We start from the raw sequence: 18,897 nt of genomic DNA, 5'->3' as shown, positions 1-18,897 counted from the left end.
TGGTGCGGAGATCCCCCAGCAGCTTCTCGAACAGCGAGAAGGCCTCGGTCTTGTACTCGTTCAGCGGATCGCGCTGGCCGTAGCCGCGCAGGCCGATGACGTTGCGCAGGTGGTCCAGGTGCATCAGGTGCTCGCGCCACTGCAGGTCGATCATCTGCAGCAGGAAGTTCTTTTCGACCTGGCGCATCTGCTCGGGCGAGATGATCACCTCGCGCTGGGCGGCGTACTCGTCGGCCGCCTTGGTGATGCGGTCCTTGATCTCCTCGTCGGCGATGCCTTCCTCGGCGGCCCACTCGGCGATCGGCAGGTCCAGGCCCAGGATCGACTTCACGCGCTCGGTCAGGCCCTCGATGTCCCACTGCTCGGCATAGGCCTTGGGCGGCAGGTGACGGGCGACCAGGTCGTCGATCGTGTCGTGGCGCATCTCGGTGATGATTTCCGAGAGGTCGCTGGACTCCATGAACTCCTGGCGCTGCTCGAACACGGCCTTGCGCTGGTCGTTGACGACGTCGTCGTACTTCAGGAGGTTCTTGCGGATCTCGTAGTTGCGCTGCTCGACGCGCTTTTGCGCCGTGGCGATGGCGTTGTTCAGCCACTTGTGGGTGATGGCCTCGCCTTCCTGGACGCCGAAGGTGCGCATGATCGCGTCCAGGCGGTCGCCGGCGAAGATGCGCAGCAGATCGTCCTCGCACGACAGGAAGAACTTCGAGCGGCCCGGGTCGCCCTGACGGCCGGTGCGGCCGCGCAGCTGGTTGTCGATGCGGCGGCTTTCGTGGCGCTCGGTGCCCAGCACGAACAGGCCGCCGGCGTCCAGGGCCTGCTTCTTGCGGTCGGCGATCTCGGCCTCGAGACGGGCGCGTTCCTCGGCCTCGTCCTCGACGGTGATTTCGAGGCCCATGCCCTTCTGCTGCTGGCGCCAGTTGAACAGACGCATGTCGATGCTGCCGCCCAGCTGGATGTCGGTGCCGCGGCCGGCCATGTTGGTGGCGATGGTCACCGCGCCCGGCACGCCGGCGTCCGCGACGATCACGGCTTCCTGCTCGTGGAAGCGCGCGTTCAGCACCTGGTGCGGAATGCCCTTCACCTTCTTGCCGTCCTTCTCGAAGCTGAAGTTCGACAGCAGGCGGGACAGCTCTTCAGACTTCTCGATCGAGACGGTGCCGACCAGGATCGGCTGGCCGCGCACGTGGCAGTCGGCGATCTGCTTCAGGATGGCTTCGTTCTTCTCGCGCTCGGTGCGATAGACCTCGTCGTCGTCGTCGATGCGCTGGATCGGACGGTTGGTCGGGATCTCCGACACGCTCATCTTGTAGATGTCGTCGAATTCCTGCGCCTCGGTCGAGGCCGTGCCGGTCATGCCCGACAGCTTCTTGTAGAGGCGGAAGTAGTTCTGGATCGTCACCGAGGCCAGGGTCTGGTTCTCGGGCTGGATGTCGGCGCCTTCCTTGGCCTCGATGGCCTGGTGCAGGCCTTCCGACAGGCGGCGGCCGGTCATCATGCGGCCGGTGAACTCGTCGATCAGGACGACTTCGCCGCCCTTGACGATGTAGTCCTTGTCGCGCGTGTACAGCACGTTGGCGCGCAGGGCCTGGTTGACGTGGTGCACCACCGAGACGTTGGCCGCGTCGTAGAGGCCCGCCGAATCCTCGGCCAGGTGGCCGCCGGCCATCAGGATCTCTTCGATCTTTTCCTGGCCGTCCTCGGTCAGGATGACCTGCTTCTGCTTTTCGTCGTGGTCGTAGGTGGTCTTGTCCTTGATCAGCTCCTTCACGAGCAGATCGATGGTCTTGTAGAACTCGCTGCGGTCCTCGGTCGGGCCCGAGATGATCAGCGGCGTGCGCGCCTCGTCGATCAGGATCGAGTCCACTTCGTCGACGATCGCGAAGTTGTGGCCGCGCTGCACCATCTCGGCGACGTCGTAGACCAGGTTGTCGCGCAGATAGTCGAAGCCAAACTCGTTGTTCGTGCCGTAGGTGATGTCGCTGCGGTAGGCGCGCTGGCGCTCGCCTTGGCTCAGGCCGTTGACGATCACGCCGTAGCTGAGGCCCAGGAAGTTGTAGACCTGACCCATCCAGTCGGCGTCGCGGCGGGCCAGGTAGTCGTTGACGGTGATGACGTGGACGCCCTTGCCTTCCAGGGCGTTCAGATAGGTCGGCAGGGTGGCGACCAGCGTCTTGCCTTCACCCGTGCGCATTTCCGAGATGCCCGAGAAGTGCAGCACCATGCCGCCGACCATCTGGACGTCGAAGTGGCGCATGCCCAGCACGCGCTTGGAGGCTTCGCGCACGGTGGCGAAGGCCTCGTTCAGGATGTCGTCGAGAGTCTCGCCCTTTTCGAGGCGCGCCTTGAACTCTTCGGTCTTGCCCTTCAGGGCCTCGTCGGACAGCGCGGCGTATTCGGCTTCATAGGCGTTGATCTTCGCCACCCGCGCCGCCAAGGCCTTGACCTTGCGTTCGTTCGAAGAGCCGAAGAGCTTTTTGGCGAAACCAAGCATGCAGAGGAAATCCGGAGCGATTATTATTGAAGCCGGCGCAAAGGCTTTGGCGGCCTCGACTACGGTGTTTTTCGGGGCGTGTTGACCGACGGAAAAACCGCTCGACTTGCACGCGCGCGAGACTTAAGCACCGGTCAAGGGCCTGTCAACGCGACGGGGTTTTTCCTGTTCCCCTTGGGTTTTACGTAACACGGGCAGCGCGCATGGCGAACACGCAAGGCCGGGCATCGGGTGGGCAAGGCGGTTTCTTCTCCCTCGGCGGCGTCGGCCTGGCGGTCGCTTTGGCCCTTCTGGTCGCCGCTTGCGGCCAGAACAAGGTCGCCGAAAAGCCGCCCGAGCCGGGCGACACGGCCGTCGCCCGCGTCAACGGCCAGGTCATCTGGGCCAGCGACGTCAAGCGCGAGGCCGTCGCCCAAGGCCTGATCAGCGAGGGCGAGCCGCTGGACGTCTCCAGCGAGGTTTTCCGCCAGCGTCTCGATGAAGTGATAGACCAGAAGCTGCTGGCCGCCGAGGCCACCAAGCGCAAGCTCGACAAGGATCCGGTGGCCCAGCGGCGCCTGGCCGCCGCGCGCGAGCGAATCCTCGGCGACATGTTGGTCGAGGGCGTGGTCGAGAAGGCCGTCACCGAGGACGCCATCCGCAAGCTCTACGCCGAGCAGCAGAAGCTTTCCAAGCGCTCGGAAGAGATCCGCGCCCGCCAGATCATCGTGGGCAGCCAGGCCGAGGCCGAGAGCGTCAAGAAACTGCTGGCCACGGGCGCCTCGTTCGACGCCCTGGCCATGGAGCGTTCGACCGACCAGGCCACCCGCTTCAACGGCGGCGACCTCGGCTACTTCACCCTGGACGTGATGCCCGAGCCCTATGGCGTCGCCTTGAAGGACGCCCAGAAGGGGGCTCTGGTCGGTCCGTTCGCGGCCGAGGGCGGTTGGGTCCTGGTCCGGGTCGAGGACAAGCGCGTCGAGGAGCCGATCACGCTCGAGGCGGCCCGTCCCCAGATCGTGCGCTTCCTGACCTATGACCAGGTGCGCGACATCCTCGAGAAACTGCGCGGCTCGGCCAAGGTCGAGATGCTGATCGGCAGGCCCCAGGACGCCCCAATGAACAGCGCCCAGGAGCCGGCCTCGGCCCCCGCCGACATTCCAGGCGGCCCGCCGGCTTCGGCGCCGCCTTCCGCTCAACCCGCCAAGAAGTAAGACGCGGTTCCGATGACCAAGACCCCCAAAGCCTCCGGCAAGACCATCGCCGCGAAGGCCCCCGAGCCCGCGTCCGCGCCCGCCGAACGGGGCGTGATCGATGCGATCGTCGATCCGCTGACCTCGGCGCTGAAGCGCGCGGGCCTACGCCGCGCCCAGAAGTCGGCCGGCGAGACCACCAGCGTCTCGGCCGCTCCCGCCCCCGCCTCGCCCAAACCCGCTTCAGGCGGCGCCGGCAAGCCGGGCCTGGCCATCTCGCCGCTGGCCGTGCCGTTCCCGACCATTCCGCCGATCGCCGGCGTCGAGATCGCCACCGGCCGCGCTGGCTTCTACAAGCACGAGCGCGAGGACCTGCTCTTGATGCGCTTCGCCGAGGGCACCTCGGCGGCGGGCGTCTTCACTCGCCATGGCGTCGGCTCCGCGCCCGTGGACTGGTGCAAGCGCCAGCTGGCCGCGTCGGGCGGCGCCGACGTGCGGGCCCTGGTGGTCAACGCCGGCTGCGCCAACAGCTTCACCGGCAAGCCCGGCGCCGACGCGGTGCGTCGGGTGGCGACGGCCGTCGGCAAGCGCCTCGACTGCCGCCAGCGCGACGTGATGATGGCCTCGACAGGCGTGATCGGCGTCATCCTGGACGACAGCAAGATCACCGCGCGCCTGCCCGAGGTTGAGGCGCGCCTTACCGCCGACGCCTGGGCCCAGGCCGGCCGGGCGATCATGACCACCGACACCTTCCCGAAGGGCGCCTACGCGACCGCGATGATCGACGGCGTCGAGGTCAAGATCGCCGGGATCGCCAAGGGTTCGGGCATGATCGCGCCCGACATGGCCACCATGCTGGCCTTCGTCGCCACCGACGCGGCCATCGCGCCCGCCGCCCTGCAGACCCTGGTCTCGCTCTATACCCGCACGACGTTCAACTGCGTGACGGTGGACGGCGACCGCTCGACCAACGACACCCTCTTGCTGTTCGCCACTGGCCAGTCGGGCGCGCCCAAGATCAGCCGCCCCGGCGACAAGCGCCTGGCCGACTTCCGCGAGAAGCTGGAGCACGTGCTGCTGGATCTCGCTTTGCAGCTGGTCCGCGACGGGGAAGGGGCGACCAAGTTCGTCAAGATCACCGTCAACGGCGCCGAGAGCCCCGCTTCGGCGCGCAAGATCGCTCGCACCATCGCCGAGAGCCCGCTGGTCAAGACCGCCTTCGCCGGCGAGGACGCCAACTGGGGCCGCATCGTCATGGCCGTCGGCCGCGCCGACGAGCCGGTCGCCCGCGAGCGGATCAGCGTCAAGTTCGGCGAGCTCTACGCGGCCCGCGACGGCCTGATCTCGCCCGAGTACGACGAGGCCAAGATGAGCGCCTACGTGAAGAACCAGGAGTTCGAGGTCAGCGTCGACGTCGGCGTCGGCAAGGGCTCGGCCACGGTCTGGACCTGCGACCTGACCAAGCAGTACGTGGCGATCAACGGGGATTACCGGAGCTAGGGGGCTCTAAAGCGCCTTGGCCCAACCCCTCACGTCATCCCGCGCTTTATGCGCGGGACCCATCTTTCCGCCGCACGTGAAGTGCGAGCCTAAGTTCTCACGTGTCAGCCGAACCATGGGTCCCGCGCATAAAGCGCGGGATGACGGCTCATGTTAGAAGACGCGACAAAGCACCTCCGGAGCCTCCCCCATGACCGACCTCACCCCCGACCAGGAAGCCGCCCAGCTGGCCAGGCTGACCGAGGTCTGCCGCGTCGCCGGCTATGTGGTCGAGGCGATCGATCGGGGCCTGGAGGTTTCGGGCGAGGACGAGGAGGACGGCGCCTTCTACCTGCTGCCTGACCACGGTTGGGTGCAGGCGCGCTGCCTGGTGCTGGATCCCGAGGACCTGAATCAGGCCCGCGACCTGACCGCCCTGTTCGAGACCATCGCCCGCGTCCAGTTCCGCCTGATCGGCTGCCGCTTCGCCTATGACGTCGAGAGCGGCCTGTGGCTGGTCGAGGACCTCTATCCGGGCTTCGACCTCTCCGGCGTTCCCGCCGTGCTTGAGCAGCTGACCTATGTCTGGGACGCCCTGGAGCCGCTGTTCGCCTCGGCCCTGCTGGGCGAAATCCCCGGCGAAGACGCCCTCGACGCCGCGTTCGATCTGGAAGCGGCCACCCTCCCGAACTAAGCTTGACCGGAAACATCGTCGGGAACGGAACCGCTGGGGTCCAGCGCCGTTCCTGATCGGTGTTCAGCTGGGTGGAGGCGGGTCATGTCCGTGAAGCGATCGGTTCTGTTCGGGGCGATGGCCCTAGCGCTCGTGGCGACGCCGGTGATGGCGGGCCAGGCCAAGCCTGATCAATCGAAGTCGGAAGCCAAGTCCGACGCCTCCAAGACGCCGCAGCAGGCTCAGGAGCCTGGCCGCTGGGACGAAACCCGCAAGAAGGCGCTCGACATCGGCTCGCAGCCGGCCCGCGACGTCGGCATGTCCAAGCGCGACATCCCGCCGATCCTGCAGAAGGCCTATGACGATCCCTACAGCCTCAAGGGCCTGAAGACCTGCAAGGCCCTGGCCGCCGAGGTGACGAACCTGAACGGCGTGCTGGGCCCCGACTATGTGGTCGGCAACGAATACAAGGAGAACCGCGCCGGCAAGCTGGCCGAGGCGGGCGGCAAGACGATCATCAACAGCATCATCCCGTTCCGCGGCCTGGTGCGCGAGGTGACCGGCGCCGCCCCCGCCGATCGGGCGATGAACGCCGCCGTCGACGCGGGCCTAGCCCGTCGCGGCTTCCTGCGCGGCGTGCACCTGAAGCAGGGCTGCAAGACGAAGTTCTAGGGGGGCGCAAAGCTCGCTCGATTAACACCCCGCCCTCCTGGGCCTTGTGCCCAGGACCCATGCCGGCAGCAGGCTTTCGGCTATAAGGTCAAGCGGGGTTGAACGGCCCAGAACACTGGTCTGGCCCAGATGTACTCGGAACGATGGGTCCTGGGCACAAGGCCCAGGAAGGCTGGGATTTAGTCTGCTGTGGAGCCGCGGTTCAGCGCCCTTACGGCCGCATCTCCACCGACACCCTCTCCAGCACAGCGTTGTCGTCCAGGCGCCAGACCTTGACCACGTGACGGCCAGCCGAGACCTCGGGGAAGCGCGCCTCGACGGTGTGGACGTGGTTCTTGACCGCCTCGATCCACCTCACTTGCTCCGGACGGCTAGCCGCGCCGGGCGTCGGGATCAGGTCGGACTTCACCACCTGCATGGGGCCGTCGTCGATCGAGATCCCGATCTTGATCCCATCGCCGCCGGTGGCGTCCAAGGTCGGGGCGAGGGCGAGGCGCACGGTGGCGGGACCCGAGCGCGGGACCTGCACCCCGTACTCCAGCCGCACGCCGTCGGCGGCGGTGGTCGAGGGGCGGCCTTGCGGCAGGGCCAGCACCGCGTCGCCGTGGCCAAGATGCGGCACGACGGTCCAGGACAGGCCCTTGCCGCCGACCGCGCGGTCGAACTTGGCGGCCTCCAGCGTGATGAGGTTCGGATCGGCGGCGGTCGAGCGCGCGAAGACTACCTTGGCCGCCAGCTTGTCGGGCGGGGTGTCGGCCGAGACACGGGCGACGCTGGGCATGGTCTGCTGGGTCGGGTCGTTCCAGATCACATAGCTCATGTGGACCTGGTTCATCATGCCGTCCCACTTGCCGCCATTCAGGGCGTGGTACTGGGCGGTCAGGTCGGCGTCGCGCTTGAAGGTCGCCTCGACCTTGTCGGCGAAGACGTTGGCGCGGGCGTCGTTGCGGGCCGAGAGACGACGGTTCCAGGCCGTGGCGTAATACATCTCGTAGAGGTTGGCGAAGGCCGTCACCGGGTACTCGACCAGCTGATAGTAGGCGTCGAGTTGATCGGGCCGCAGCTTGGTCTTGATCGCCGCGACCTTGGCGTCCAGCGCCCGCCAGCGATCGACGATGTCGCCGAACTCGCCGCCGTCCAGCGGGCCCGCGCCGTTGTCCGGACCCAGCGGGAAGGTGTCCTGGTCGATCAGCTCGGGCTTACGCCGCGAGGCTAGGGTTTCGTATTCCGAAAGCGCCTCGCCGATCTCGGCGCCGAGGGCGGGACCGAATTGCTCGCTGGCCCAGTCACGCGGGAAGTCCGCCAGGGCCTTGGGCGTCATAGCCTCGGGGTTCCAGGCCATGCGCAGGAAGAAGCTTAAGGGATACTCCAGCGGCTTGATGTCGCCGACATTGACGATCCACAGGTTCCGCGCCTCGCGCTGGTAGGCGAGATCCATCTGCTGCCAGACCTTGGCGACCTGGTTGGTGTTGATCCACTTGTAGTTCCGCGGACCGCCGACGTAGTCGAAGTGGTAGTAGACGCCATAGCCGCCGGCGCGGGGCAGCTTGTCCTTGCCGGCCACCGGCAGGCGGCGGATCTGGCCCCAGTTGTCGTCGGCGAACAGCAGGGTGACGTCGTCGGGCACCCGCATGCCGTGGTCGTAATAGTCCTGGACCTCCTTGTAGAGGGCCCAGATCTGCGGGGTCTGGTCGGCGGGCTTGCCGGTGACGTCGGCGATGATCTGGCGCTGGTCGGCCACGACCTTTTCCAGGAGCTGGGTCGCCGCGCCCTCGGCCATCGGCTCGTCGCCGTCGCCGCGCATGCCCACGGTCACGACGCTCTCGTACGGCGTGCCGTCGCCCTTCGACATCATCCGCTCGATGCCGCCGCGCCAGAAGGTCCGCAGGTTCTCGGCGTTGGTCGAATAGTCCCAGCGGCCCCCGGTGACGCCCTTGTCCTTGTTGCGGTGCCACTCGTCCTGGGCGCGGGTCATCGGCTCATGGTGCGAGCTGCCCATCACGACGCCCATCTCGTCGGCGATCACCTTGCTCTGCGGATCGTCGTCGTTGAACGCCTTGGGCGACCACATGGCCGGCCACAGATAGTTGCCCTTCAGGCGCAGCATCAGCTCGAAGACGTGGGCGTAGGCCTTGGAGTTGACCCCGCCGAACTTGGCCTTGGTCCAGCCGCTGAAGGCCGGGTTCTCGTCGTTGATGAAGAAGCCGCGATACTTGACGCGCGGATGGTCGGCGCGGGCGCCGGCGGTCAGGAACAGGTCGCTCTTGCGGGTGACGGGAACGTCGGCCCACCAGACCCACGGCGAGACGCCGATGCGTTCGGACAGGTCATAAGCGCCGAACACCGCCCCGCGCCGGTCCGAGCCGACGATCACCAGGGCGCGCGGGACGTTGGGGGCGGGGCGCTCCACCACCACCTGGCGGAAGCCCTCCCACTGGCCCTGCAGGTCCTCGACCTTCAGCTTGCCGGCCTTGACCAGGCCGTCGATCACCGGGCTCTGGCCCAGCACGCCGATGATGACGACAGGCCCCTTGGCCTTGGAAAGGTCGTCCAGCTTCACCGCCTCGACGCCGCCGACGCGGGCGAGGTCGCCGCGCAGGCTCTCGGCGGCGTGGCGCACGGCCGGATTGGCCTGGGCGTCGACATAGACGGCGGCTGGGCGGCCCTTCTGGATCAGGGCCAGGCTCGACGCCTTGCCCGTGGCGCAGACGCTGACCGGCGTGTCGCAGGCGAAGGCCGCCGAGGCCGACAAGGCGAGGACCAGGCCGCACGCCGCTCCCAACTTGAACCCGAAGTCCCGCACGCTCTCTCCCCGTTCGGCTGTTACCGTTATCATCTGACCAATATGCCCTCTGGTCAGGCCACTTCAACCCTTTAACGCGCCGGCCTTGTGGTCGCCGCGCAATCGCGCTCAACTCCGTATCCTGGGAGTGTTTGGGGGCGAGTTTGACCGAAGCGTTGATTGTAAAGGGCTTGAGCAAGACGTTCGCCAAGCCCGCGGTGTCGGACCTCGACCTGACGGTTCATGCGGGCGAGCTCTACGCGCTGCTTGGGCCCAACGGCGCGGGCAAGACGACGACCTTGCGGATGGTGGCGGGCCTGACCCAGCCGGACAAGGGCGAGGTCTCGATCTTCGGCGTCGACGCCCGCAAGGACGCCGCCGCCGCCAAGGCCCTGCTGGCCTGGGCGCCGGACGAGGCGATGATCTACGACAAGCTGACGCCGCTGGAATATCTGGAGTTCGTCGCCGGCCTCTGGAACATCGACCCGACAACGGCCAAGGCGCGGGCCGAAGAGCTGCTCGCCACCCTGGGCCTGACCGACGAGGCGCGGCGGCGCTGCGAAGGCTTCTCGCGCGGCATGAAGCAGAAGGTCGCCCTGGCCGGGGCGCTGATCCACGAGCCCAAGCTGCTGATTCTGGACGAGCCGCTGACCGGCCTCGACGCCGCCGCCGCGCGCCTCGTGAAGGACATGCTGCGGGCCCGGGTCGACGGCGGCGCCACGGTGATCCTGACCACCCACATCCTTGAGGTCGCCGAGCGCATGGCCGACCGCATCGGCATCATCGCCGGCGGCCGCCTGCTGGCCGAGGGCACGCTGGACGAGCTGCGCGGCAAGGCCGGCGAGCGCGTGGGCGGCGGCACGCTGGAGGACATCTTCCTGCAGCTGACGGCCGAGGCCGCCTGATGGCGCTGTTCAAGCCGGCCAGCACGCCCTGGCTGCTCGCCCACGAACTGCGCCTGGCCTGGCGCGGCGCCATGGCCGGCCGCAAGCGCGGCGCCGTGGGCAGCATCATCGCCTTCTCGGTCCTGGGGGTGATGACCCTGATCGGCGGGGTGTTCCTGGGCCTGGGCATGAGGGGGCACGAGATCCCCATCGGACCGCTGTCGATCGCCATCGCCGGCCTGGCCCTGGCCGTGATCCTGACCCTGATGCTGTCGACCACCCTGGCCGGCGCCGCCGACGCGCTCTATGTGCGCGGCGATCTGGACCTTCTGTTCTCCTCGCCGCTGTCGCCGCGCAAGGTGCTGTTCGTCCGGGCCCTGGGCCTGGCGGTTTCGGCCCTGCTCTGGTTCCTGCTCCCCGCGTTGCTGCTGCTGGCCCCGTCGATCATCATGGGCCATCCGGCCTGGGCGTCGGTGTTCGTGGTGCTGATCGCCGCCGCCTTGGCCGCCGCGGGCGTGGGGCTGCTGCTGGCCATGGCGCTGTTCGCCCTGATCGGTCCGCGCCGGACCCGCACCGTCGCCCAGGTGATGGCGGCCTTGATCGGCGCGGCCTTCTTCCTGGCTAGCCAGTACCGCAACCTGATGGGCGAGAAGGCCAGCGAGAGCCTGTTCGCCCGCATCGCCCTCGACGCGAAGGAAGGGCGCATCACGCTGCCGCCCCTGGCCGACCTGCCGCTGCGGGCGGCGTTGGGTCAGCCCCTGCCGCTGCTGGCCCTGGTCGCCATCGGGGTGGGGATCTTCCTGCTGTCGGCCTGGACGCTGGGTCGCCGCTTCGCCGACGCGGCCGCGGCCACTCAGGGGGCCGAGACCCGCAAGGCCGCCAAGGGCCCTGGCCGCGCCTTCGCCGCCGGCGCCTTCCGCGCCACCCTGCGCAAGGAGCTGCGGCTGATGGGGCGCGACGCGGCCCTGCTGTCGCAGGTGCTGCTGCGCGTGCTCTACATGCTGCCGCTGGCCCTGGTTCTGGCCCGCAACGCCGCCGAGCAGCCCGCCTGGATGCTGGCCGGCGGCGCGGCGGGCGTCGCCTTCCTGGCCGGCCAGGTCGCGGGCAGCCTGATCTGGATCACCGTTTCGGCGGAGGACACGCCGGACCTCCTAGCCCTGTCGCCGACCCCGGTGTCGGTGCTGAACCGCGCCAAGCTGGCGGCCGCCCTGATCCCGGTCGGTCTGCTGCTGGTCGTCCCGGTCGCGGTGATGGCCTGGTTCCAGCCCCTGGCCGGGTTCTGGACCGCGGTCGGCTCGGGGCTCACGGCCTGGGCGGCCGGCATGATCGGGATCTGGCGCCAGAAGCCGGGCAAGCGCGCCGACTTCCGCCGCCGCCGAGCTAGCTCCTTCCTGGCGGCCCTGGGCGAGTTGGCCGTGACCATGCTGCTGGGCGCGGCGACGGCGCTGGCCGTGGCCGGCTGGCTGGCCTGGGCGCCGCTGCCGCTGATCGTCGCCGGCGCCCTGATGATGGCCCTGCGCCGCACCGAGGACCAGATCGCCGCGGCCCTGCGCGCGGCGGCGGTGTCCTAGTGCGCGAGCTTTAAGCCTCCAGCAGCGCCTCGATCCGGCAGACGACGCCCTCGGGGCGGAAGTCGATCGTGGCCGAGCCCGACAGCTCCGCGGCCAGGCCGCGCTCGATCAGGCGCGTGCCAAAGCCGCGCTGGGCGGGCGGGGTCACCGGCGGCCCGTCGCGCTCGGTCCAGGTCAGCCGCAGGCGTTCGGCGCCCTGGCCGTCCGCCACCTCCCAGGCGATCCGGACGCGTCCGGACGGCGCGTGCAGCGCGCCGTACTTGAGGGCGTTGGTGGCCAGCTCGTGCAGGGCCATCGAGAGCGAGAGGGCGGTCTTGGGCGACAGGCGCACGGCCGGGCCGCTCAGCTCGAAGCGCTCCGCCCCGCCGTGCAGCGCCGCGAGCCGCTCGGCCACCGCGTGCAGGTCGGCGCCGTCCCAATTCTCGCGGGTGAGCAGATCATGCGCCTCGGCCAGGGCCACCAGGCGGTCGGCGAACGCCTCCTTGGCCTGGGGCAGGGAATAGGTGTCGGTGAAGGTCTGGGCCGCGATCGCCTGGATCGTGGCCAGGCTGTTCTTCACCCGGTGGTTCATCTCGTTGACCAGCAGGCGCAGGTGCAGCTCGGCCCGCTTGCGGTCCGTGATGTTGACGGCCGCGCCGACGAACCGCAGAGGCTTGCCGTTGTCGCCGAAGAAGACCTTGCCCTTGGCGCTGAGCCAGCGTTCGACATGGTCGTCGCGGCCGATCACGCGGAACTCGACGGCATAGTCGGCGCGTAGCTCGGGGCTCAGCGCGCGCTCGATCGCTTCCTGCACGTGCTGGACGTCGGCGGGGTGGGTGAGCGGAAGCATGGCCGTGAGGTCCGCCGGCTCGCCAGGCGACATGCCGAACATGGCGTAGCAGCGATCGGAGAGCCGCACCTCGCCGGTCTCCAGATTGTGGTCCCAAGTGCCCACATCCGCCGCGTCCACGGCCAGGCGCAGGGTTTCCTCCTGGCGCAGCAGCCGGTCGATCGCCTCGCGCCGTTCGGTGACGTCCGACACCACCCCGACGAAGCGCACGCACACCTCGCCTTCGAAGAAGGCGCGGCCGAACACCTCGACCCAGCGCACGGCGCCGTTCTGCCGGACGATCCGGTACTCCAGGTTCATCAGGCCCGAGCCGTCCGGATCGACAGCCGCCGCGACCGCCGCGCGCACGGCGGGCAGGTCGCTGGGGTGCACCGCGCGCTCGAACAGCGAGGTCGAGGGCGGCGCGTTCGGCGGGATGCCGAAGATGGCGCGCGCCCGGGGATCCCAGTACCGCAGGCCCTTCGATGGATTATGGTCCCAGCGACCCATGCCGGCGGCCTGGGCGGCCAGGTCGATGTCGACGCGGGCGGCCGCCAGGGCGGCTTCGACCTGTTTGCGCTCGGTGATGTCGATGATGACGCCGGTGTTGCGCGCGGGCTTGCCGTCGGCGGCCAGATAGGCCCGGCCGCGCGTATAGATCCAGCGGATCGAGCCGTCCTTCTGGACCAGCCGGTATTCCTCTGAGAAGTCGCCGCCAGCGCGCAGCGAAGCGGTCGCCACGGCGCTGATCCGATCGGCGTCGTCGGGATGAATGGCGGGCTTGAAGGCCTCGACGGGGAGGCCGGCGGCGGCCAGTTCGGGCACGACGCCGTGCAGTTCGGCGTAGCGGGCGTCGGCATAGACCTTGTTGGCCTTGACGTCCCATTCCCAGGCGCCGACCACGCCGGCGGCCTCGCGGGCCAGTTCGTAGCGCTCCTCGACGCCGCGCAGCTCTTGGGTGGCCTTGACGGTCTCGGTGATCTCGACGGCGCTGATCAGCACGCCGCCCACGCCGTGCGGCGCGGTGGCGTCGGGGACGGGGCTGTAGCTGACCGTGAACCAGGCGGTCTCCTGCCGGTCGGTCCGCATCAGCCTGTAGGGCAGCTTCTCGAACACGAAGCCTCGACTGGCGCCGCTGAGCAGGTCGGCGTAGAGCGCGCGGGTCGAGGCCTGGAAGTCGGCCGAGGTGTTCTTGAACAGGACGCCGAGATATTCGGGATGGCGCTCGGCCAGGGCCGGCGCATAGGCGTCGTTGTAGATCAGCACCAGCTCGGGGCCCCAGCGCAGCGCCATGGGCAGCCGGGTGGTCAGCACCATGTCGACGGCGAAGCGGAGGCTGGGCGACCAGGTCTCGATCGCGCCCAGGGGCGTGGCCGACCAGTCGAACGCGCGGACGCGGTCGGCCATCTCGCCACGGGCGAGCATGGTCAGTCCAGGCGCGGCGTCGGGCTCGCTCCCGCCCATTCCGTTGGCCCCCCAATCCGGCGCGTCAACCGGCCCTAAGCGAGGGGCAAACCCTATAGCGGTTGCTGAAAGAGGGGCCTGCAACAAAAGGTCGCAGGCCCTCCTATGGAGGATTTAGTCGATCGGCGACCAGCGCTTCTCGGCCGGAGCCGGGGCGCGCTTGGGGCCGCGGAAGCTGTTGCCGCCGCCGGCGGCCTTCTGGCCTTGAGGCTTGCCTTGGCCCTGACCGCGCCCCTGGCCCTGAGCCTGAGGACCCTTCTGGCCGCCGCCGCCGCCGTTACGATTGCCGTTGCGGTTGCGCTTGCGGCGCAGCTCGGACGGCACGTCGTTGCGCGGGTCGGCGCGGCGCGGGTCCACGTGACGATCGGCGGGGACCAGCTTGTCGGCCACGGCCGCGGCCGCCGCCAGCTGCTTGTCGTTGCGGCGATCGAAGGACGGGATCGTCTGGCGCGTGGCCTTCTGGATATCCTTCAGCAGGCTGCGCTCGTCGTCCGAGCAGAAGCTGATGGCGATGCCGTCCTTGCCCTTGCGGGCGGTGCGGCCGATCCGGTGGACATAGGCCTCCGGCACGTTGGGCAGCTCGTAGTTGATCACGTGGCTGACGTCGTTGACGTCGATGCCGCGGGCGGCGATGTCGGTCGCCACCAGGGCCCGCATCTCGCCGGCCTTGAAGGCCGACAGGGCGCGCTCGCGCTGGCCCTGGGTCTTGTCGCCGTGGATCGAGGCGGCCTCGACGCCGGCGGCGTTCAGATACTTGGCCACCCGGTCGGCGCCGCGCTTGGTGCGGGTGAAGACGATGGTGCGCGAGAAGCTCGAGTCGGCGAACAGCTCGGCCAGCAGCGGACGCTTGCGCTGGGCCTCGATGAACAGGACGCGCTGGTCGATGCGCTCGACCGTGGTGGCCTGCGGCGCGACCGAGACCTGCACCGGGTCCTTCAAGAGCTCGCCGGCCAGCTTGCCGATCTCGCTGGGCATGGTGGCCGAGAAGAACAGGTTCTGGCGGTTCTTGGTCAGCTGGCTGGCGATCTTGCGGATCGGCACCACGAAGCCCAGGTCCAGCATCTGGTCGGCTTCGTCGAGGACGAAGATCTCGGTGCCCGAGACGATGGCCGACTTCTCGGCCATGTGGTCCATCAGGCGGCCCGGCGTGGCGACCAGGACGTCGATGCCGCCGGCGAGAGCCTTCATCTGCGGGCCGTACTTCACGCCGCCGTAGATGGTGTGGACCGACAGGCCCATGTGGACGGCGTAGGCCTTGAAGTTCTCGGCGATCTGGGTCGCCAGCTCGCGGGTCGGGGAGAGGACCAGGCAGCGGAAGCCGCGGCGCGGGGCCGGCTTACGGTCCTCGGCCAGGCGCTGCAGGATGGGCAGGGCGAAGGCGGCGGTCTTGCCGGTGCCCGTTTGGGCGATACCCAGCAGGTCCTTGCCTTGCAGCACCACCGGAATGGCCTGGGCCTGGATCGGCGTCGGCTCCTTGTAGCCCTTTTCGGCCAGGGCCTTCAGCAGCGGCTTGGCCAGGCCAAGGTCGGAAAATTGAGTCACGTGTATGGGTTCTTTCGTGCGCCGACGCAGCCCATGCGTCCTCGCACGGCTAACCCTTCGGCTATCGTTCGGGGAGCGCCCCGCGTGCACGGGCGATCGGGTGAGAAAAAGTTCTCAAGGCGCTCGACAGGCTGGCCCGAAAACGGACCCTCACGCGGCTGGAGCGCCAATAGCGCCGAAGTGGCGCGGGCTCCGTATCGGTTATCCCAGCGGGAAAGTCAAGTTTTGGGAACGTCGGCCAGTTCCTCCCCCGCGATGCGGGGGAGGTGGCCCAGAGGGCCGGAGGGGGCGAGCTCGTCCCAGACAGCGCTTGCCCCCTCAGTCGCCTACGCCGCCGGCTTGGCCTTGGGGGCTACGTCGAAGATCTTGTGCACGATCTTCCAGCCGTCCGGGGTCTTCAGCAGTTGCATGTAGTCGGTCAGCACGGCGGTCGGGTAGTCCAGCACGATCTTGGCGCTGGCGGCCGAGCCGGTGATCGAGATCGACTCGATCCAGCGCTTGCGTTGGGCCTCGTCGGCGGCAGGCTTGCCGCTGGAGCCGCCGATGTATTCGTCGTCCGAGCGCTGAACGAGCGCGCCCTCGCGGATCCACATCAGCCGGCCTTCGTCGTGGAAAGCCTGGCGGAATTCCTTCGGATCGCCGGTGGCGTGGCCGGCCAGATAGTGCTCCAGCGCCGCGCGGACGGCGGGCTCCTCGGGATTGGCCGCCTGGGCCAGGGCCGGGGCGGCGGCGAGCAGGGTCGTAACGGCGGCCAGGGCCGCGATCGTGTTGCGCATGATGGTGTCCCTCCCAATAGCGAGAGGAGTTACGGGGGTAATTGCGGCGCCGATGGGGCGGCGCGCCCCTTGCCAGCTCGACCTCGCCGCGCCAAACCCGGCCCATGAGCAAGCCCATCGTCCTCGTCGCCGCCGCCGCCCTGATCGATGTCGACGGGCGGGTGCTGATCTGCCAGCGCCCCGAGGGCAAACAACTGGCGGGTCTCTGGGAGTTTCCCGGCGGCAAGGTCGAGGCGGGCGAGACGCCGGAGCAATGCCTGATCCGCGAGCTGGACGAGGAGCTGGGGATCAAGGTCGCCCAGGCGTGCCTCGCGCCGTTCGTGTTCGCCTCGCACACCTACGAGAGCTTCCACCTGTTGATGCCGCTCTACCTGCTGCGCCGCTGGGAAGGGCAGGTGACCCGCAAGGAGCACGCGGGCCTTTCCTGGGTGAAGCCCGACAAGCTGGCCGACTACCCTATGCCTCCGGCCGACGAGCCGCTGGTGGCGTGGCTGCGGGACGTGCTTTGAGAGGCGGCTAGCTCGCCCCAGCCGACGCGCCGGACCTGTGAAACGGCAGCTCAGCGCCGGCGTCCTGGCAGAGCGCGGTGATCTCTCGCATGGATTTCAGGGTCGCCTCACCCCATCGGCGACGCGCTTCGGGGCCGCCGTCGGACGGCGCGTTGGGCGGGATCTTGACGACGACCTGCGTGTGCGTGGGGAAGGGCTTGTCCAGCACCAACGCGAACACATTGCCGAACGAACGCGTATCGACCGTTCCGCACGCCACGGTCTTCGAGGGGCTGACGGTGATTTCGCGGACCGCCCTGAAGTCGGGCCCGATCAGCGCCTTGATTTCATGGCCGGCCAGGCGCTTGAACGCGCTCGTCTGATCGGAAGCGCGGGGAGGCGAACAGGCGATCAGCGCGACCGCCGGGCATAGCGCCAGAAGAAGACGACCGAACAGCTTCATTCCGGGCTCCCTGATGGGATGGACGCCCGCCAAATAGCCACCAGAAGAGCGAGAGGTCGACGAAAAACGGCCGCGCGGGCGTGGCGTCGTGATCGACTTCTCCTAAGACCCCGCCTTGTCCCCCGCCGGCTGTTCCTTCACCCCCAGCGCGTCGGCCAGCCGCATCTTCGCCGAGCCGGGCCGCAGGGGCTTTTGCTGGCTGTCGTGCGGGGCCCAGCCGGTGACCGAGACGATCTCGAAGGTCGCGGGGACCTTGCCGTCGGCCTCGGCGAAGCGCTCGACATAGAGCTCCATGGCCCGGAACAGCACCTTGCGGGACAGCGGCTTGCGCGAGCGGTCCAGCAGCACGCTGGTCTCGCGCAACGCTGCCGCTTCGGCGATCGACCCCAGCTGCATGGCCCACAGCACCAGGCCGTAGCTGGCCAGCACGCAGACCCCGACCGCCAGGCCGAGCTTCCACTCCAGCGCCCAGAAGCGGGCGAAGGCGCGGGTTCGCGCGCCGACGGAGATCAGCGGGAACGGCAGGCCGGAAAGCAGCGTCAGCCAGACCAGGTAGTCAAGCGCCAACGGCCAGCGCTTCAAGGCGTTGCCGTCGCTCCAGGTGTAGCCGCCGATGCACAGGCCGATCAGCAGCACCACCGGCAGGGTCCGCCAGGGCAGCCGCGAACCGCCGCCGCCCCAGAGCAGGCAAAGCATGCCGAAGGGGATCAACAGGATGCCGAGGATCTGCCGGCCGCTGAGCTGCTCGCCGCCGAACGCCAGGGTCAGGCCCAGCACCACCAGCGGCGACAGCCCGCGCATCAGCGGATAGACCAGGCCCAGGTCGCCGACCTTGTAGGCCTCGATCAACAGTACCCGGTAGAGCAGTTGCAGGACGGTGGCGCCGAGCAGCCAGGGCCAGACTTCGGCCGGCGGCAGGCTGACGAAGGGCAACAGCAGGATGGCGCAGAGCACGCCGACCACGTCCATGCAGGCGACCACCAGCAAGCGGTCGCTGCTGAACTTGACCAGGGTGTTCCAGGTGGCGTGGAGAACGGCGGCGCATAGCACCAGGCTGGTGGCTAGCATGACGGGCCTTATTGGTATAGACCAGGATAGTCTATCCCGGCGGAGGCTCCAAATGCTCGCCTCGTTGCGGCGTTTTTCCCTGAAAGCTCCTACGAAAGCGGAGAAACATGCAGCAGACATCGTTACGTCAAACGGCTTAATCTTCGGACAATCCTGATGGACTACCATCGGCCAGCGCCGCACAGTGCCGGCCCGGCCTCCCTTATCAACGACACAGGAATCCCTGCCTTGAGCGCTCTCCTCAAGCCCCTCGACAATCGCTTGTTCTGGCCCGCGGTCGCCATCGGCGGCCTGCTGATCATCCTGAAGAAGACCACGGTCGGTCTCGCCATGCGCGCCGCCTCCAAGGATTTCATCGCGGTGCGCCTGATGGGCATCGGCGAAGCGAAGCTCCTGCGCGACGTCCCGGTGCCGGAACCCGGCGTCGGCGAGGTCCGCATCAAGGTGCTGGCGGCCGGCATCTGCGGCACCGACAAGCACATCGTCGACTGGGATCCGTGGGCGGCATCCCGCATCACGCCGCCGGTCACCGTGGGCCACGAGTTCGTGGGCACGGTCGAG

At 68.6% G+C, this 18,897-nt stretch carries 14 protein-coding genes and 1 pseudogene; 8 read left to right on the top strand and 7 right to left on the bottom strand.

Going from position 1 to position 18,897, the window contains the following annotated elements; translation table 11 throughout:
- Positions 1 to 2,494 (bottom strand): preprotein translocase subunit SecA (gene secA / locus Q0379_RS03595; protein ID WP_299004337.1); only part of this gene is annotated, 2,494 nt, incomplete at its 3' end.
- 203 nt (positions 2,495 to 2,697) lie between these two features.
- On the opposite strand from secA, the gene Q0379_RS03590 reads away from it, so the two are divergent.
- The 4 genes from Q0379_RS03590 (at position 2,698) to Q0379_RS03575 (ending at position 6,490) form a co-directional block, all read left to right on the top strand.
- The gene (locus tag Q0379_RS03590) at positions 2,698 to 3,687 is read left to right on the top strand and encodes a peptidylprolyl isomerase (protein WP_299004335.1); all 990 of its coding nucleotides are present in this window, start codon (positions 2,698 to 2,700) and stop codon (positions 3,685 to 3,687) included.
- A gap of 12 nt (positions 3,688 to 3,699) precedes the next feature.
- Complete coding sequence (gene argJ, locus Q0379_RS03585) at positions 3,700 to 5,166, top strand: bifunctional glutamate N-acetyltransferase/amino-acid acetyltransferase ArgJ (protein ID WP_299004332.1); 1,467 nt, start codon at positions 3,700 to 3,702, stop codon at positions 5,164 to 5,166.
- A 190-nt stretch (positions 5,167 to 5,356) separates the two neighbouring features.
- Positions 5,357 to 5,839, top strand: a complete 483-nt coding sequence (locus Q0379_RS03580) for a hypothetical protein (RefSeq protein WP_299004328.1) — start codon at positions 5,357 to 5,359, stop codon at positions 5,837 to 5,839.
- An 84-nt stretch (positions 5,840 to 5,923) separates the two neighbouring features.
- Positions 5,924 to 6,490, top strand: coding sequence for a hypothetical protein (locus Q0379_RS03575; RefSeq protein ID WP_366519292.1), 567 nt, complete (start codon positions 5,924 to 5,926; stop codon positions 6,488 to 6,490).
- 211 nt (positions 6,491 to 6,701) lie between these two features.
- Here Q0379_RS03575 and Q0379_RS03570 read toward each other — a convergent pair whose 3' ends face one another.
- Complete coding sequence (locus tag Q0379_RS03570; protein ID WP_299004326.1) at positions 6,702 to 9,293, bottom strand: glycosyl hydrolase 115 family protein; 2,592 nt, start codon at positions 9,291 to 9,293, stop codon at positions 6,702 to 6,704.
- 131 nt (positions 9,294 to 9,424) lie between these two features.
- On the opposite strand from Q0379_RS03570, the gene Q0379_RS03565 reads away from it, so the two are divergent.
- Positions 9,425 to 10,177, top strand: coding sequence for an ABC transporter ATP-binding protein (locus Q0379_RS03565; protein ID WP_299004324.1), 753 nt, complete (start codon positions 9,425 to 9,427; stop codon positions 10,175 to 10,177).
- Positions 10,177 to 11,727 (top strand): hypothetical protein, encoded by a 1,551-nt coding sequence (locus Q0379_RS03560; RefSeq protein WP_299004322.1) that lies wholly within the window; start codon positions 10,177 to 10,179, stop codon positions 11,725 to 11,727. Before Q0379_RS03565 ends, Q0379_RS03560 begins: the two co-directional genes overlap by 1 nt.
- A gap of 10 nt (positions 11,728 to 11,737) precedes the next feature.
- Here Q0379_RS03560 and Q0379_RS03555 read toward each other — a convergent pair whose 3' ends face one another.
- From Q0379_RS03555 to Q0379_RS03545, 3 genes are all read right to left on the bottom strand, one after another.
- Positions 11,738 to 13,960 (bottom strand): PAS domain-containing protein, encoded by a 2,223-nt coding sequence (locus Q0379_RS03555; RefSeq protein ID WP_299004319.1) that lies wholly within the window; start codon positions 13,958 to 13,960, stop codon positions 11,738 to 11,740.
- 153 nt (positions 13,961 to 14,113) lie between these two features.
- The gene (locus Q0379_RS03550; protein WP_299004317.1) at positions 14,114 to 15,541 is read right to left on the bottom strand and encodes a DEAD/DEAH box helicase; all 1,428 of its coding nucleotides are present in this window, start codon (positions 15,539 to 15,541) and stop codon (positions 14,114 to 14,116) included.
- A gap of 326 nt (positions 15,542 to 15,867) precedes the next feature.
- Positions 15,868 to 16,317 carry a nuclear transport factor 2 family protein gene (locus Q0379_RS03545; protein ID WP_299004314.1) on the bottom strand — a complete coding sequence of 150 codons (450 nt, stop codon included), beginning with the start codon at positions 16,315 to 16,317 and terminating at the stop codon, positions 15,868 to 15,870.
- Between the two features lie 104 nt (positions 16,318 to 16,421).
- Between Q0379_RS03545 and mutT the strand changes: the two genes are divergently transcribed.
- Positions 16,422 to 16,826, top strand: a complete 405-nt coding sequence (gene mutT / locus Q0379_RS03540; RefSeq protein WP_299004312.1) for an 8-oxo-dGTP diphosphatase MutT — start codon at positions 16,422 to 16,424, stop codon at positions 16,824 to 16,826.
- Between the two features lie 7 nt (positions 16,827 to 16,833).
- Here mutT and Q0379_RS03535 read toward each other — a convergent pair whose 3' ends face one another.
- Positions 16,834 to 17,301: a hypothetical protein gene (locus tag Q0379_RS03535; protein ID WP_299004310.1), complete on the bottom strand. Its 468-nt coding sequence runs from the start codon at positions 17,299 to 17,301 to the stop codon at positions 16,834 to 16,836.
- A 69-nt stretch (positions 17,302 to 17,370) separates the two neighbouring features.
- Positions 17,371 to 17,625: pseudogene (locus Q0379_RS03530) on the bottom strand (SAM-dependent methyltransferase); the annotation flags it as partial.
- A 939-nt stretch (positions 17,626 to 18,564) separates the two neighbouring features.
- Here Q0379_RS03530 and Q0379_RS03525 point away from each other — a divergent pair.
- Positions 18,565 to 18,897: alcohol dehydrogenase catalytic domain-containing protein (locus Q0379_RS03525; protein WP_299004308.1), on the top strand; the 333-nt coding region annotated here is incomplete at its 3' end.

Origin of the sequence: uncultured Caulobacter sp., from assembly GCF_937900395.1 — a bacterium.
Taxonomy (GTDB): Bacteria; Pseudomonadota; Alphaproteobacteria; order Caulobacterales; family Caulobacteraceae; genus Caulobacter.
Note: the sequence above shows the minus strand (reverse complement) of the source record. Positions and strands in the feature narration are given on the sequence as shown.